Source organism: Stenotrophomonas sp. 1L-E-5-B-C3, from assembly GCF_057292075.1.
Genome location: NZ_JBXAWS010000001.1, coordinates 140,590 through 155,559 on the forward strand (window position 1 = coordinate 140,590; position 14,970 = coordinate 155,559).

General features: G+C 66.9%; 11 protein-coding genes. 6 read left to right on the forward strand and 5 right to left on the reverse strand.

From position 1 onward, the window contains the following. Positions 1–56: 56 nt before the first annotated feature. Complete coding sequence (locus AC0Z6F_RS00625; RefSeq protein WP_485616483.1) at positions 57–2,681, forward strand: TonB-dependent receptor; 2,625 nt, start codon at positions 57–59, stop codon at positions 2,679–2,681. A gap of 43 nt (positions 2,682–2,724) precedes the next feature. On the opposite strand, the gene betT is transcribed toward AC0Z6F_RS00625, so the two are convergent. After that, complete coding sequence (betT, locus tag AC0Z6F_RS00630; protein WP_448123129.1) at positions 2,725–4,704, reverse strand: choline BCCT transporter BetT; 1,980 nt, start codon at positions 4,702–4,704, stop codon at positions 2,725–2,727. Between the two features lie 195 nt (positions 4,705–4,899). After that, on the reverse strand, positions 4,900–5,280 hold the full coding sequence (locus AC0Z6F_RS00635) for a VOC family protein (RefSeq protein ID WP_006372781.1): 381 nt from the start codon (positions 5,278–5,280) through the stop codon (positions 4,900–4,902). 145 nt (positions 5,281–5,425) lie between these two features. Between AC0Z6F_RS00635 and AC0Z6F_RS00640 the strand changes: the two genes are divergently transcribed. The 3 genes from AC0Z6F_RS00640 (at position 5,426) to AC0Z6F_RS00650 (ending at position 9,912) form a co-directional block, all read left to right on the forward strand. Next, complete coding sequence (locus AC0Z6F_RS00640; protein ID WP_032970849.1) at positions 5,426–5,944, forward strand: sigma-70 family RNA polymerase sigma factor; 519 nt, start codon at positions 5,426–5,428, stop codon at positions 5,942–5,944. Continuing rightward, positions 5,941–6,894: a FecR family protein gene (locus AC0Z6F_RS00645; protein WP_485616481.1), complete on the forward strand. Its 954-nt coding sequence runs from the start codon at positions 5,941–5,943 to the stop codon at positions 6,892–6,894. The genes AC0Z6F_RS00640 and AC0Z6F_RS00645 overlap by 4 nt, the downstream gene beginning before the upstream one ends. 69 nt (positions 6,895–6,963) lie before the next feature. Continuing rightward, positions 6,964–9,912, forward strand: coding sequence for a TonB-dependent receptor (locus AC0Z6F_RS00650; RefSeq protein ID WP_485616480.1), 2,949 nt, complete (start codon positions 6,964–6,966; stop codon positions 9,910–9,912). Positions 9,913–10,015: 103 nt separating this feature from the next. Here the strand turns inward: AC0Z6F_RS00650 and AC0Z6F_RS00655 are convergent, their stop codons facing one another. Continuing rightward, entirely contained in the window at positions 10,016–10,339 is a 324-nt protein-coding gene (locus AC0Z6F_RS00655; protein WP_012511327.1) for a DMT family transporter, read from the reverse strand. After that, positions 10,339–10,692, reverse strand: a complete 354-nt coding sequence (locus AC0Z6F_RS00660) for an SMR family transporter (RefSeq protein WP_010485170.1) — start codon at positions 10,690–10,692, stop codon at positions 10,339–10,341. The genes AC0Z6F_RS00655 and AC0Z6F_RS00660 overlap by 1 nt, the downstream gene beginning before the upstream one ends. Positions 10,693–10,852: 160 nt before the next feature. Between AC0Z6F_RS00660 and AC0Z6F_RS00665 the strand changes: the two genes are divergently transcribed. Further along, positions 10,853–11,704: a LysR family transcriptional regulator gene (locus AC0Z6F_RS00665; protein WP_012511328.1), complete on the forward strand. Its 852-nt coding sequence runs from the start codon at positions 10,853–10,855 to the stop codon at positions 11,702–11,704. Positions 11,705–11,805: 101 nt separating this feature from the next. Here the strand turns inward: AC0Z6F_RS00665 and AC0Z6F_RS00670 are convergent, their stop codons facing one another. Continuing rightward, positions 11,806–12,726, reverse strand: a complete 921-nt coding sequence (locus AC0Z6F_RS00670; protein ID WP_012511329.1) for a M14 family metallopeptidase — start codon at positions 12,724–12,726, stop codon at positions 11,806–11,808. Between the two features lie 131 nt (positions 12,727–12,857). Between AC0Z6F_RS00670 and AC0Z6F_RS00675 the strand changes: the two genes are divergently transcribed. Next, complete coding sequence (locus tag AC0Z6F_RS00675; protein WP_485616477.1) at positions 12,858–14,939, forward strand: TonB-dependent receptor family protein; 2,082 nt, start codon at positions 12,858–12,860, stop codon at positions 14,937–14,939. Positions 14,940–14,970: the final 31 nt, after the last annotated feature.

Below are 14,970 nucleotides of genomic sequence, written 5' to 3' on the forward strand. Positions count from 1 at the left end.
CGCATGTACCTGCGTGCGGTACTGACGGCTCCTCCCCGTTCGGCGTTGTCGCTTCCATGTACCGCACCACCCTGAACCTGCTTGCCGGCGCGATCGCGCTGGGCCTCACCGCCGGCGCTGCCGGCGCCGCTGAAACCGCCGACACCGGCAAGGACAGCACCACCCTCGGCACCGTGCTGGTGACCGGCTCCAACATCAAGCGCAGCGATACCGCCGGGCCCAACCCGGTGCAGATCGTCAGCCGCGAACAGATCGAACAGACCGGTCGCTCCACCCTTACCGATGTGCTGCGCAACCTGTCGGCCAATGCCGGCAACAGCTTCGACGAGCAGTACACCGGCAGCTTCGCCGCCGGTTCTGCATCAATCGGCCTGCGCGGCCTGTCGCCGAAGAACACGCTGGTGCTGGTCAACGGCTATCGGGTGTCCAACTTCGGCTTCGCACTCAATACCCAGGACACCTTCGTCGACCTCAACGCACTGCCGATCAGTGCGGTCGAGCGCATCGAAGTACTGAAGGATGGAGCCTCGGCGGTGTACGGCTCCGACGCCATCGCTGGCGTCATCAACATCATCCTGCGCAAGAACTTCCAGGGCGTGGAAGTCGGCGGCGGCTTCGGCACCGCCACCCAGGGCGGCCTGAACGAACGCAAGGCCAACCTGCTGGCCGGCTTCGGTGATCTGGAACAGCAGGGCTGGAACGTGCTGTTCGGGTTGGACCTGCTCAAGCGCGACCGCCTCGATGGCGATGATCGTGCCTATACCCGCAGCGGCGATTTCCGCGACAAGCCCGGTGGTCGCCTTGCCGGCTGGTCCACTGCCGGTGGCAACTGGCTGAGCAACCCGCGTGCGCCGCAACCGTTCGCCAACTGCCCCGACGGCAGCCAGCTGCGCCCGTACAGCGACTTCGGCAGCACCCTGCCCGGCCAGGCCTGCGCCTTCAATGCGCAGCCGTTCAAGACCCTGCAGCCCGGCGCCGAGCGCCTGCAGGCGTCGTTGAGTGCGACCTACCGCTTCAATGACAGCGTCGAGGCCTTCGCCGATGTGCTGTACAGCCACAACAAGGCCGACCAGATCTTCAGCGCGCCGCTGACCGTCGGCCCCGGCCTGCGTGCCTACAACCCGGTCACCGGCACCCTGATCGATGTGCCGGCGGTGCTGCCGGTCGGTCACCCGAACAACCCGGGTAGCACGCCGCTGCCGTTCGAGTACACCTTCTTCGATCTCGGCCCGCGCCTGAAGGACAACACCCAGGTGTTCTACCGTGCACTGGCCGGGGTGCGCGGCAGTGGCGAGCGCTGGGACTGGGAAGTGGCTGCGCTGACCTCGCAGAGTGCACAGCGCGAGTACGTCGACAACTTCGTCAACCGCTACGCCTTCGAGCAGATCCTGCACGATGGCAGCTACAACTTCCTCAACCCGTCCAGCACGCCGGGGGCGCTGGATGCACTGCGCCTGCAGACCAAGCGTCCGGGCTGGTACAAGCTGCACGCGTTGAACGTAAAGGCGTCGACCACGCTGTGGGAGCTGCCGGCCGGTGCAGTCGGCTTCGCCTGGGGCGCCGAGTTCCGCAAGGAATCACTGGATGCGCGCACCAGCGCACAGGTGCTGTCGGGTACCGAGCTGCGCCCGGCCATCAACGTGGTCAACGGCGAGCGCCAGGTCAGTGCCGCCTACGCCGAACTGAGCGTGCCGCTGCACCGCACTCTGGAGCTGCAGGTGGCCGGTCGTGGCGATCACTATGACGACTTCGGCAAGGCGTTCTCGCCGAAGGTGGCGCTGCGCTGGCAGCCGCTGGACAGCCTGCTGCTGCGCGGCTCGTTCTCGCGCGGCTTCCGTGCACCGTCGCTGCCCGAAATCGCGCCGGGCCAGACCGTCAGCTACGGCTCGGTGATCGATCCCTTCGACCCACTGCAACCGGGCGGCAGCCGCGGCGTGACCAACATCCGCACCGGCAATCCGGACCTGAAGGCCGAGCGCTCGCGCAACTTCAACGTCGGTGCAGTGTGGTCGCCGGATGGCGATACCAGCATTGGCCTGGACTGGTACCGCATCGAGCAGGACAACCTGGTCAAGCCGGACAGTGCGCAGTTCATCGTCGACAACCCGACCCTGTTCCCGGGCCGCGTACAACGCGAGAACGGACGCATCCAGTTCATCACCAACCAGTATGCCAATCAGGGCGAACTGACCACCTCGGGGCTGGACCTGGACGCCAGCCGCACCTTCCGCACCGACGGTTGGGGCAAATTCACCGTCGCCGGCAGCTGGACCCACCTGCTCAGCTTCAAGCAGCCGCTGGTGGCCGGGCAGGCGCCGTATGAGGGGGCCGGCAACAACCGCCACGGCGCACTGCCGCGCACCCGCGGCACCACTTCCTTGAACTGGGCGGTGGGCGACTGGAGCAGCACGCTGAGCCTGCAGTACGTGAGTGGCTACGACCAGCGTGTGGCGACGGCCACCAGCAATCCGGGGCTGCGCGACCGCATCAAGCCGTATCACCAGCTGGATCTTTACGTGGCCTACGAAGGTATTCCCAACACCACGCTGTCGCTGTCGGTGCTGAACCTGACCGACAGGGACCCGCCGTTCGACCCGGCCGGTGGCTCCAATGGTTTCGACATCAGCCAGTACAACCTGCGCGGGCAGTTCGTCTCGCTGGGGGCGCGCTACCGGTTCTGATGGGGCAAAGGGGTGTGCGGACCAACGGTCCGCACCCACCGAATCAGCGGCTCAGGTGCAGGAACTGCAGGTGCCGTTCGTACTGGCTGATGATGTCGTTGATGATCTGCTTGCGGCTGTAGCCGACCAGGTCGTAGTCCTGGCTGCCTTCGTACAGATGCACTTCGGCGCGGTAGTAGCGCTGGTTGCGCAGCTGCTGTGCGGCGAACGACGGGGTCAGGTAGCCACTGAGGATTACCCGGTACTGGAAATCCTGCTGCTCGCCGTGATTCACCGACAGCTCCATGTCACCGGCCTCGAAGCGCGTGGCCACATCCCAACCCTGCCCTCGCAGCTGCTCGGCTACCGCCTCCATCGCCGGCTTCACGGTGTCGTCCATGAAGCGGTAGACCTGGTCGCGCACCGGGAAGTGCATGGCCTGGCTCAGGCGCTGGCGCCAGCCCTGGTGGTGGCGGTCGTCACCGATCAGCGGCGAGGGACGGTACTGCAGCGCGCGCTTGCGGTGCGATTCGTCACTGAAGGCGCGAGTCAGGCCCCACATCATCAGCAACAACACCGCCGAGAACGGCAGCGACGCCAGCACCACTGCCGATTTCAGCGCATCGATGCTGCCGGCCAGCAGCAACCCGGCGGTCAGCACCGCGATGACCGTGCCCCAGAACACGCGCAGCCAGCGCGGACCATCATCCTCCGGCGCCCCGCCATGCGAGGACAACGTGGACAGCACCACCGCGCCGGAGTCGGCCGATGTCACGAAGAAAATGAAACTGACGAACACCGTCACCGCGATCACTGCCTTGCTCCACGGGTAGCCGTCCAGCAGCGCGTACAGCACAGTGGGCGGATCATCCACCGCCAGTTGCGCCAGTTGCTGTTGGCCATGGTGCAGCACCTGGTCCAGTGCACTGTTGCCGAAGATCGACAGCCACGCCAGGGTGAAGCCGAGCGGGATCAGCAGCACGCCGAACACGAATTCGCGGATGGTGCGGCCACGCGAGATGCGGGCGATGAACAGGCCAACGAACGGCGCCCAGCCGATCCACCAGGCCCAGTAGAACACCGTCCAGCCGCCCAGCCATTCCGGTCGGCCGCCATAGGCGTACACATCGAAACTCTTGCCGACCACGCTGCCGAGGTAGTCGCCCAGGTTCTGCATCAGCGTGCTGAGCAGATACTGGGTGGGGCCGGCGCACAGCATGAACAGCACCAGCGCGATCGCCAGCAGCATGTTGATGTTGGCCATCCAGCGCACGCCCTTCTCCACGCCTGAAACGGCCACGGCCACCGCCGCGCCCATCATGCTGACCACCAGGATGATCTGCACCAGGTTGGAGTGCGGGATGTTGAACAGGTGCGACAGGCCTGCATTGAGGTGCAGCACGCCGAAGCCCATGTCGGCGCCGATGCCGAACACGGTGGCGACAATGCCCAGCGCGTCCACGGTGTAGCCGATCGGGCCATTGATGCGCTTGCCGATCAGCGGGTACAGCGCCGAACGCAGGGCCAGCGGCAGGTTGTGGCGGTAGGCGAAGTAGGCCATCGCCATCGCCGCGAGTGCGAACACGCCCCAACCGTGCAGGCCCCAGTGCAGGAACAGCAGCTGCATGGCCTGGCGCGCGCCGGCCTCACCGGCCGCCGGATCGCCCTGTGGCGGCTGCAGGTAATGGGTCAGCGGCTCGGAGACGCAGAAGAAGAACAGGGTGATGCTGATGCCGGCGGCGAACAGCATACCGGCCCAGGAGAGATAGCTGAACTCCGGCTCGTCATGGTCGGCACCGAGCTTGATGCCACCGTACTTGGACAGCGCCACGCCAACCACGAACACCAGGTACAGAGTCATCGCCAGCAGGTAGTACCAGCCGACATTGAGGGCGGCCCAGTCCTGCGCCTTGACCAGAAGGCGGCCCGCACCGAGCGGGAACAGGCTGACGAACAGCGCGAACGCCACGACAACGATCGCCGCGAAGGCGAACACAGGTCGAAGAGTGCGCACCGGGGATTGTTGCGGCTCCAGTACTTCCATGGGGCGGCGTTCTCCGGTAGATCAAAGGGTTAGCCGACCGATTCTGGCTGAACCGCAGTGGACAGAGCATGAAGTTGCGGCCTGCGGTCACAGGCCCGGTCCACCATTCCGTGTTATCACGCGCGCGCCGAAGCGCACCTGCGAGCGCGGCCGCGCGCGGACCGCGTGCATCGCGGCCACGCGCGTACTGTCCAATCACGACATCACATGCACCGCGCACAGCTTGTTGCCATCCGGATCGCGCAGGTAGGCCAGGAACAGCTGCCGCCCGGCCATGTTGCGGATGCCGGCCGGGTCTTCGATGGCGGTGCCACCGTGGCTTACGCCTGCGTCCTGCCAGCCACGCACGGCATCGGCGCTGTCCAGGGTGAAGCCGATGGTGCCGCCATTGGCATGGCAGGCCGGCTCGCCATCGATCGGTGCGGTGACGATGAACATGCGACCGTCCTTGAAATACACCAGGCGCCCCTTGTCATCGAAGACACCCGGACGGGCGCCCAATGCGGTGAACAGGGCATCGTAGAAGCGATGGGCGACGTCCATGTCGTTGGTTCCAACGGTGATGTGGCTGAACACGCGGGCACTCCCTGCTGAAAGACCGCAGTGTCGGCGAGCCCGGCGGGCATCGCAAACGCCCTGGCCATTGCCCCCTGCGCAAGGTTTGTCGTACACCGCTCGATCGCACTATAATGGGAATCATTCTCATTAATGATCGATGCCAATGGCCGTGCCCGCCGCCTCCAGCACTGCGCTGGCGGGGTTCTACCGCGAACACCATGGCTGGCTGCTGGGCTGGCTGCGCCGCCGCACCCACAACGCCGACTGCGCCGCCGACCTGACCCAGGACACCTTCGTGCGCCTGCTCAGCCGTCGTGTCGATCCGTCCGAACTGCGCCTGCCGCGTGCCTATCTCAGCACCATCGCGCACGCGCTGCTGGTCAATCACTGGCAGCGCGCGGATCTGGAGCGCGCCTACCTGACGGCCTTGGCCGCGCAGCCGGAGCCGGTGCATCCATCGGCGGAGGAGCGCACGCAGGCGCTGCAGCTGCTGCATGCCATCGCCGACATGCTGTCCGGCCTGGCCGAACGCCCACGCCGTGCGTTCCTGCTGGCACGACTGTCTGGCCTGGGCTATGCGGAGATCGGCCAGCAACTGGGCGTGTCCGAGCGCATGGTCAAGAAGTACATGGCGCAGGCGATGCTGCATTGCCTGCGCCTGTCCGGCGACGCCACGGCATGAATGCCGCACTGGCCAGCCCGGCGCTGGAGCAGGCGGCAGAGTGGTTCGCGCTGCGCCAGCAGGGCTGGAGTGACAGCGACCAGCAGCGATGGCACGCATGGCTGCATGCCGATGCTGGCCACGCCGACGCGTGGCGCCGGGTCGAGACGGTCTGGCAGTCCTTTGCTCCACTGTCGGCACCGGCTGCTGCCACGGCACTCGATGCTGCCGGACGTCGCCGCCGTCGCGCGCTTCGCAGCCTCGGTGGCGCCCTCGGCATCGGTGCGGTCTCCCTGCTCGGCCTGCTCGGCCTGCACGGGCTGCGCGAACAACGCGGCCTGCAGACACAGCGCACCGCTGCCGGGCATACCGGGCAGTGGACGCTGACCGACGGCAGCCAGCTGTGGCTCAACGCCGACAGTGAAGTCACGATCGACATCGGCAGCGACCGCCGCGCCCTGCATCTGCTGCGTGGCGAACTGCTGCTGCAGACCGGCCACCACCCTGCATTCACCGGCCTGCCGCTGACCGTGCATGTGCCGGGCGCACGCCTGCAGCCGATCGGCACCCGCTTCGCGGTCGGTCGTGAGGCGCAGGACAGCCGGCTGGATGTATTCGAGGGCGTGGTGCGCTGCCTGCCGATGTTCGGTGCGGCGCTGGATGTGGCTGCGGGAGACGCGGTGCGGATCGGCCCGATGGGCGGACTCTCCCCGGTGGTTGCGGATCCGTTGCGCGGTGACTGGCAGGACGGACGCCTGCAGGTACAGGACACGCCTTTGATCCGCGTCATCGATGAGCTGGCCCGCCACCATCAGGGCTATCTGGGTTGTGATCCGGCGCTCGCCGCATTGAAGGTCACGGCGGTACTGCCACGCCTGGACAGCACCCAGGCGCTGCATCTGCTGGCCCGCGCCCTGCCGATCCGTGTCGAGCAGCGCTGGCCGTGGTGGACCGTCGTGCGTCCGCTTTGAAATCGCGGTTCCCTTTCTGTGCGCTCACCGGGCACTACAAGGGAACCCATTGCGGATGTTGCCGCCCCCATGAAACTGCCCTGCCCCTCCCCTCGTCCCCTGGCCATCGCGCTGTGCCTGGCCCTGGCCTCCCCGTGCCTGCTGCCGGCCGCCGCCCATGCACAGGACACTGCGGCCGCCATTCGCTGGCAGATCCCGGCTGGCCCGCTCGACCAGGCCCTGACCGCGTTCGGCCAGCAGTCGGGCCTGTCCATCGCTGCCGATGCGCGCCTGACCCGCGGCCGCCACAGCAGCGGTGTGCAGGCCACGCTCGGTACTGACGCCGCATTGGCCCAGCTGCTGGCCGGCACCGGCCTGGCCTTCCAGCGTGATGCCAGCGGCGTGGTGCTGCAGGCGGCACCCACCGCTGAAGCCGGGGTACGCCAGATCGGCACCCTGCGCGTGGCTGGCCAGGCCGGCGAAGGCGCTTCGCCGTGGGGGCTCGCCGATGCCGATGCGGTCTACCGTGACAGCGGCTCGCGCGTGCACCTGGACCGCCAGCAACTGGAACGCTTCCGCGGCCAGTCGATCGGCGACGTGCTGGCCGGTGCGGTGGGTGTGCACACCGCTGACGTTCGCAACGGCGGTGCGCTGGACGTCAACATCCGCGGCCTGCAGGGCCAGAACCGGGTGCCAGTGATCATCGATGGTGGCCAGCAGGCCATCGACGTGTACCGCGGCTATGCCGGCGTGCAGCAGCGCAGCTATCTCGACCCGGATCTGATCAGCGCGATCAGCATCGAGAAGGGACCGAGCCTGGCCGCCAACGCCGCCAGCGCGATCGGCGGCGTGGTCTACATGGAAACGCTGAACGTCGATGACATCCTCGATGATGGCCAGGCCTGGGGCCTGCGCGTGCGCGGCGGCGTGGCCGACAACAGCATCGACCGCACCCGCACCTTCAAGCAGATCGCGCGCGGCAGCGACAACCGCAACAGCCTGCGCGACCCGCGTGACTGGAATGGCAGCGTGGCCTTCGCCCAGCGCGGCGAGGACTGGCAGCTGGTCGCGGCCTATGCGCGGCGCCGCCAGGGCAACTTCTTCGCCGGCAGCAACGGTGCGCATCGCTATGACAACCAGCACCTGTCCTGCGGCGGTACGGGCATGTCCAGCCAGGCGGTCTCGGACATGTACCACCCCGGCGATGAGGTGCTCAACACGCATACCGACAACGAATCGGCATTGCTGAAATTCACCTGGACGCCCAATCCGGACCAGCGGCTGGAGCTGAGCCACCGCTACTTCAATTCCAGTTTCGGCGAGATCATGCCGTCGGCGATCGGCCGCGTGGGTGAGTCCAACGAATGGGTGACCTACGTGGACGAGGCCAACACCATGTTCCAGTTCGAGCCGGGGAAAATGCGGGTCAACGCCACCTCGCTGCGCCATCGCTACCGGCCCGAGGCGCATCCGTGGCTGGACCTGAGCAGCACGCTGTGGTTCACCACCGCCACCAGCCGCATGTTCAACAGCAACATCGCCAACACGCCGCTGTTCAAGGACGTGCCCAACGACCAGATGCCGGACACGCTGGGCGAAACCTATGGCCCGGGACTGCAGTCGGACGTGAAGACCCAGCGCTGGGGCGTGGACAGCAGCAACACCACGCGCTTCAGCAATGATCTGGGCGACTGGACGCTGCGCTATGGCGCCTCCTTCCAGCACGAGGACACCGCGCCCAACTCACCGGTGCTGCCGGTGGATTTCAACAACAACCGCTACCTGCGCTCGGGCACGCGCCGCGAAGCCAGCGTCGTCGCCTCGCTGCAGTGGCAGCCGTGGGACTGGCTGTCGCTGACTGCCGGCGGCCGCTTCACCGATTACCGCACCCGCGACCGCAACCGCGTCGCCTTCGTCAGTGAATCGCGCGACCTGCGCTACACCTTCGCGCGCCTGAGCAAGGGCGGCCAGCTGCTGCCGGGCTGGTACAAGGAGTGGTACCCGGATGCACAGGGCAACTACACCTACGACTCGCTGCGCGCCACGCCCTATGGCGACAGCACGCTGGGCCAGGCCTACGATTTCGACGGCTTCATTCCTGATCCGCGCGGTGCCAACGGTTTCTATACCAAGCAGATTCCCACCGCCTGGGGCTACAAGCCGGCGATCCGGCGCTCCGGCCACGGCTTCGCGCCGTATGCAGAGGCGCGCTTCAACCTCGACCAGGACATGTTCTTCTACGTGAAATACGCGCAGGGCTGGAAGATGCCCAGCCTGTTCGAGTCGACGCTGGGCAACAGCACCTCGGCACCGGTGGCCGACCTGAAGCCGGAGAAGAACCGCTCGTGGGACATCGGCTTCAGCCTGCTCAAGCAGGACCTGTGGCGCGACGGTGACCGCCTGGCGTTCAAGGTGGCGTGGTTCAAGAACGATATCGACAACGCCATCACCCGCCGCTTCGATTCCAGCAACTGGGCGTTCTACGTCGACAACGTCGACAACTACACGGTGTCCGGTTACGAGCTGCAGTCCGGCTATGACGCCGGCATCGCCTACCTGGACCTGTCGGCCAGCTACTACCAGCGCGCGCGCACCTGCGATGCGGCCACCGCCAAGCGCCTGCGCGAAGATCCGTATGCGAAGTGGAGCAAGCTGGACACCACCCCGGACTGCGTGGACGGCGGCTTCGGCACCTCGTTCGTCAACGCGCAGAACCCGCCGAAGTACTCGATCCACAGCACGCTCGGCTTCCGCCTGTTCGACAAGCGGCTGGATACCGGCATCCGCCGTACCTACAACAGCGGCCCCACCCATGAACTGGACAAGCCCTGGAACACCACCGGTTCGACCGGCCTGCAGAACATCTACCTGCCGACCGCGATCTATGACTTCTACGCACGCTGGCAGTTCACGCCGCGCAGCGAAGTGGAGCTGGTGGTCAGCAATCTGCGCAACACCTACTACATGGACACGCTGGCGATGAGCCTGATGCCGGGCCCGGGCCGCACCACGCGGCTGAACTTCACCGCACGCTTCTGAGTGCTTCAGAAACAGCAACGCCCCGGGGAGATCATCCCCGGGGCGCTTGCTTGCGGCGGCTCACGCTCTGGCAGGTGCCAACCTTGGTTGGCACAGCGACGCGTTACTTCGCGGTACTCAGCAACAGCACCGCAACAGTGACCAGACCGATGCCGACCCAGCCGATCGGACGCAGGCGGTTGCCGAACAACAGGCGGCCGCAGGTGGCAGTACCGATCACGCCGATCGCACCCCACATCGCATAGGCGGTGGCCAGATCCATGTAACGCACGGCCTGGCCCAGCAGGGCAAAGGCGATCCAGACCAGGACGATCGCAGCGACGCCCCAGCGCCAGCGGCGGAAACCTTCCGACTTGGCCACCATCATGTTGGCGGCGACGTCGATCAGCGCAGAACAGATCACGAAAAACAGGGCCAGGGTATTCATCAGTGCGCCTCCCCGAGGGTGACACAGACGATGCCGACCACTGCCAGCACCAGGCCGGCCAGCTGCTGCAGCGACAGGCTCTCGCCGAAGACGGTGAGGCCGACCACGGTCAGCAGGGTCAGGCCGAGCCCCTCCCACACCGCATAGGCCACGCCAACCGCGATACGGCGCACCGACTGCGCCAGGAAGAAGTAGGACAGCGCCAGCGCGCCGGCCATGATCAGGTAACCGGTCCAGCCACCATCGCGGGCGGCATGAGCCATGAACGAGGTGCCGACCACCTCGGCGACGATCGCCACGGTCAGGCAGGCCCAGGCGACCAGCGCGCCACGGGCGGGAACAGTACGGGACATGTGAAACTCCTTGCAGGGCGGGGACCGCGCCGCCTTTTCAATAGATCCACGCCGTGCGTGGAGGGTCCGGAACGCCCCGCAGACAGGGGCGACGGCGGCCAGTATCATCGTCTTTTACGGTGGGATCAAAATGGGTCCCATCGAAAGGAGCAATGGATCAATGCCCTACTCCCCTGAATCCCTGCAGGCCTTCGTGGAAGCTGCGGCGCTCGGCTCGTTCTCGGCGGCGGCGCGACGCCTGCGCAAGACCCAGTCGACGGTCAGCACCGCCATCGCCCACCTGGAGGCCGATCTGGGCGTGAGCCTGTTCGACCGCAGCGGGCGCTACCCGCAGCTGACCGAGGCCGGGCGCCAGGTGCTGGGGCACGCGCAGGAAATCCTTGCCGCCGATACCCGCCTGCAGCAGTTGAGCGTGCGCCTGGCCGCACCGGTCGAACCGCGCCTGACCGTGGCGTTCTCCGACGTCTACCAACTGGACCCGGAACAACGGGTGCTGCAACGCTTCGCCGAGGCGTTCCCGGAGATCGAGCTGGAATGGCTGGATGCCGAGGGCGAGGACGTGCTGGAACTGGTAAGCAACGGACGCGCCGCGCTGGGTCTGCTGCCACGGCAGGAGCACTATCCGGACGGACTGGTGGCACGGCCGCTGGCGCACCACAGCGAACTGTCAGTGTACGTGGCGCGCGAGCATCCGCTGGCCAGCGCTGGCCGTCGCGCCGCCGCGCAGCTGGCGCGGCACCGGCAGGTGCGCCTGAGCGCGGAAGTCGATCAATCCCGCGTGGTCACCGGCCTGGCCTGGACCGCCACCGACTACCTGATGGTGATGGAGATGGCCGAGGACGGCCTCGGCTGGGCCGAGCTGCCGCGGGCGCTGGTGCAGCGCTATGACCGTGGCCGGCTGGTGGAACTGGTGCTGCCCGGCTGGCCGCGGCGCATCCACAGCGACCTGCTGTGGCGCCGTGATACGCCGCCGGGACCGGCCGCACTCTGGTGGGCCGACGCATTGGGGTGAACCGAAAAAGGGGACGGAGGGGATTAAGTCGTTTGTGGCACAAACGACTTAATCCCCTCCGTCCCCTTTTTCAGTTGCCGGCCAGAGGCCGGCACTACCGATCAACGATGGGCGAGCGCGTAATCCAGCGCCGAGCACACGGCTGCCACCTGCGCGTCATTGCACTGCTGCGGGGTCGCCCGCGGGCTGTCTGGGTAGACCTCGGTGGTGGTGGTGTACTTTGCGCCAGTGATGCCTGCACACAACGCCAGCTTCACCAGCGGGTACTCGATCACGCCATGCGCCACCACCGCTGAACCGATGATCTCGCCCTTGTCGTCGGCCGGCGCGATGTGGGTGACCTTTTCCACCGCGGCGATCACCGCCTGCTGGAACGCCGCCTGCGGGTTCTCGCTGTCGTCCACCAGGTAGAAGCCATCGGGAATCAAGCCCGGCTCGAACGGCTTGCCGTCACGCGCGGCCAGCGCCGGGCGGAACTCGCTCTCGTCGCTGTCGGTGGTCTCGTGCAGGTCAATGTGCAGCACGAACTGGCCCTTGATTGGTGCAACCAGCTCGATCAGCGCGGTCGATTCGCGGGCCGGGCCATCGGCGCGGAAGTTGCGATTCGGGTCGATCGCATCGAAGTTCCAGCGGTTGATGCGCTCGAAGCCCCACGGATTCACGCACGGCGCCACCAGCAGGTTGGCCTTGCCGGCGTAATCGGCTGCGTGCTTTTCGAGGAACTCCAGCGCCCCCATCACGCCGCTGGTCTCGTAGCCGTGCACGCCACCGGTGACCAGGGCAGCCGGCAGTGCCGGGTTCCAGTCGCGGCTGCGCAGGGCGAACAGGGTGTAGGTCTCGCCAGCGTAGTCCAGTTGGCCATAGGCCACCTTGTTGAAGCGCGAGGCCAGTGCCTCGATGCGCGGCAGCACCTCCTCGTCATAGCGACGCAGGCGCTGCTGGCGGCCACGCCACGCCTCCCGTTCCGCCGCTCCCCACGGCTGGCCAGGGGTTCCGACGGGGTAGAAAGCGGCTTGGGACATGGCAGATCTCAGCGAGTCAGGAAGCAATCGCCCACTTTACCACCGGCCCACCGGCATGAACCGGAGACGCATTCCATTGGCGAATGGAATCAGCAATAATTCTCATTTACGCCCATCCACGACCTGCATCGATGCCCATCCACGCCCCGCAAACGGCCCGCCTGCCGCTGGCCGCCGCCCTCGCCCTGTGCCTGCTTCCGGCTGCCAACACCTTCGCCCAGGACGGTGCCACCACGCTGGACAGCATCCAGGTTTCCGGCAGCTGGCTGGGCACCGGCCTGCATGACAGCGTCAAGAGCTTCGCCGGCGCGCGCACGGTGGTCGACCGCCAGCGCATCGAGGCCAGCGGCGCGGCCAGCATCGGCGATGCCATGCGCCGCATCCCCGGCGTGCAGGTCACCGACAACTCCGGCACCGCCGGCAGCTCGGTCTCGCTGAACATCGGCGTGCGCGGCCTGACCGGGCGCTACTCGCCGCGCTCGACCGTACTGCTGGATGGTGTACCGCTGGCGGTGGCGCCGTATGGCCAGCCGCAGCTGTCGTTCGCACCGACCAGCCTGTCCAACATCGAGTCGATCGACGTGGTGCGTGGCGGCGGCGCGGTGCGCTACGGGCCGCAGAACGTGGGCGGCATCATCAACTTCAGCACCCGCGCCATTCCCACCGAGGCCGGCCTGCACAGCGAAGCGGGCGTGCGCTACACCGCCTACGACCATGGCGGCGGTGACAGCACCCAGTACAACGCCTTCCTCGGCGGCACCGGCGACAACGGCCTGGGCGCGGCCCTGCTGTACTCCGGCCAGGATGGCCGCGGCTGGCGCCAGGGCAGCGATGACCGTTTCAACGACCTCGCGCTGAAGTTCGCCTATGCCATCGACGAACAGCAGGAACTGCGCGCCAAGCTGTCCTACTACGATGTGCGCTCGCTGACGCCGGGCGGCCTGACCCGCGCCCAGTACGAGGCCGACCCGTTCCAGAACACGCGCCCCACCGATTTCTGGAAAGGCCACCGCACCGGCATCGACCTGGGTTACACCAACACGCTGTCGGCCAACAGCGAGTTCGAGGTAGTGGCCTATTACAACGAAAGCAGCCGTGCCAGCTCGCTGATCAACGCCGCCAATACCCAGCTGACCGTGCAGCCGCGCGACTACCGTGTGCTCGGCATCGAGCCGCGCTACACCCAGCGCCTGCACTGGGGCGCCAGCGTGCACGACATCACCGCCGGCTACCGCTTCCTGCGCGAGCGCGGCAACGACCGCAGCTACACCGTCACCCGCCGTACCGGTGTGGCCAGCGCCACCAACCGCTTCGACAACGCCACCGACGCACATGCCTTCTACATTGACGACCGCATCGCGATCGGCCAGTGGCGGATCACCCCGGGCGTGCGCATGGAGTGGATCGACATGGACCGCCGCCAGGCCGGAGGCGCGGCGACCTTCAGCAGCCGCAACGACAAGGCGCTGCCCTCGCTCAACATCGCCTACCTGCTGACCCCGCAGCTGACCGTGTTCGGCAACTACACCACCTCGTTCGGGCCGGTGCAGAACATCCAGCTGAATTCGCAGACCGCCAGCAACCCGCTGAATCCGGAAATCGCCAGGACCACCGAGCTGGGCGCGCGCTGGCAGGACGGCGCACTGCGCGCGGAAGTGACCGTGTTCAAGATGCGCTTCGACAACCAGATCCTGCAGGTGCCGGGGATCACCCCGCCGACCTTCCAGAACATCGGTGCCACCGACCACAAGGGCGTGGAAAGCGCGCTGGAGTACCGCTTCGCCGAGGACAGCGCACTGGCCGGGCTGGAGCTGTACGCCAACTACACCTGGACCAAGGCGATCCAGCAGTCCGGCGACAACCGTGGCCTGGACGTGCCGTTCTACTCGCGCGACACCGACAGCGTCGGCGCCCGTTACGCACTGGCCGGCTGGACCTTCAATATCTCCAGCACCCACCAGAGCGGCCAGTTCTCCGATGCCGCCAACACCTGGGCCGAGAGCGCCGATGCGCGCGTGGGCCGCGTGCCCGGCGTGCGCCTGTGGAATGCCCAGGTGGCCTGGCAGGTGCCGGGACTGGGTGACAGCGAGATCGCGCTGGGCGTGAACAACCTGGCCGACAAGCGCTGGTACACCCGCAACGTCGATGGCAACGCCGGTCGCATGGTGGCCGCGCCGCGCACCTTCTACGTGCAGGGCCGCTACCGCTTCTAAGCCGGTAACCACCCGATGCAGTGACGGCGGC

Excerpts from the sequence above, each read along its gene's own strand:
- AC0Z6F_RS00655 (WP_012511327.1), bottom strand. The coding sequence starts at position 10,339 with ATGAATACCCTGGCCCTGTTTTTCGTGATCTGTTCTGCGCTGATCGAC.
- AC0Z6F_RS00665 (WP_012511328.1), top strand. The coding sequence starts at position 10,853 with ATGCCCTACTCCCCTGAATCCCTGCAGGCCTTCGTGGAAGCTGCGGCG.
- AC0Z6F_RS00640 (WP_032970849.1), top strand. The coding sequence starts at position 5,426 with ATGGCCGTGCCCGCCGCCTCCAGCACTGCGCTGGCGGGGTTCTACCGC.
- betT (WP_448123129.1), bottom strand. The coding sequence starts at position 4,704 with ATGGAAGTACTGGAGCCGCAACAATCCCCGGTGCGCACTCTTCGACCT.
- AC0Z6F_RS00625 (WP_485616483.1), top strand. The coding sequence starts at position 57 with ATGTACCGCACCACCCTGAACCTGCTTGCCGGCGCGATCGCGCTGGGC.
- AC0Z6F_RS00660 (WP_010485170.1), bottom strand. The coding sequence starts at position 10,692 with ATGTCCCGTACTGTTCCCGCCCGTGGCGCGCTGGTCGCCTGGGCCTGC.
- AC0Z6F_RS00670 (WP_012511329.1), bottom strand. The coding sequence starts at position 12,726 with ATGTCCCAAGCCGCTTTCTACCCCGTCGGAACCCCTGGCCAGCCGTGG.
- AC0Z6F_RS00645 (WP_485616481.1), top strand. The coding sequence starts at position 5,941 with ATGAATGCCGCACTGGCCAGCCCGGCGCTGGAGCAGGCGGCAGAGTGG.
- AC0Z6F_RS00650 (WP_485616480.1), top strand. The coding sequence starts at position 6,964 with ATGAAACTGCCCTGCCCCTCCCCTCGTCCCCTGGCCATCGCGCTGTGC.
- AC0Z6F_RS00675 (WP_485616477.1), top strand. The coding sequence starts at position 12,858 with ATGCCCATCCACGCCCCGCAAACGGCCCGCCTGCCGCTGGCCGCCGCC.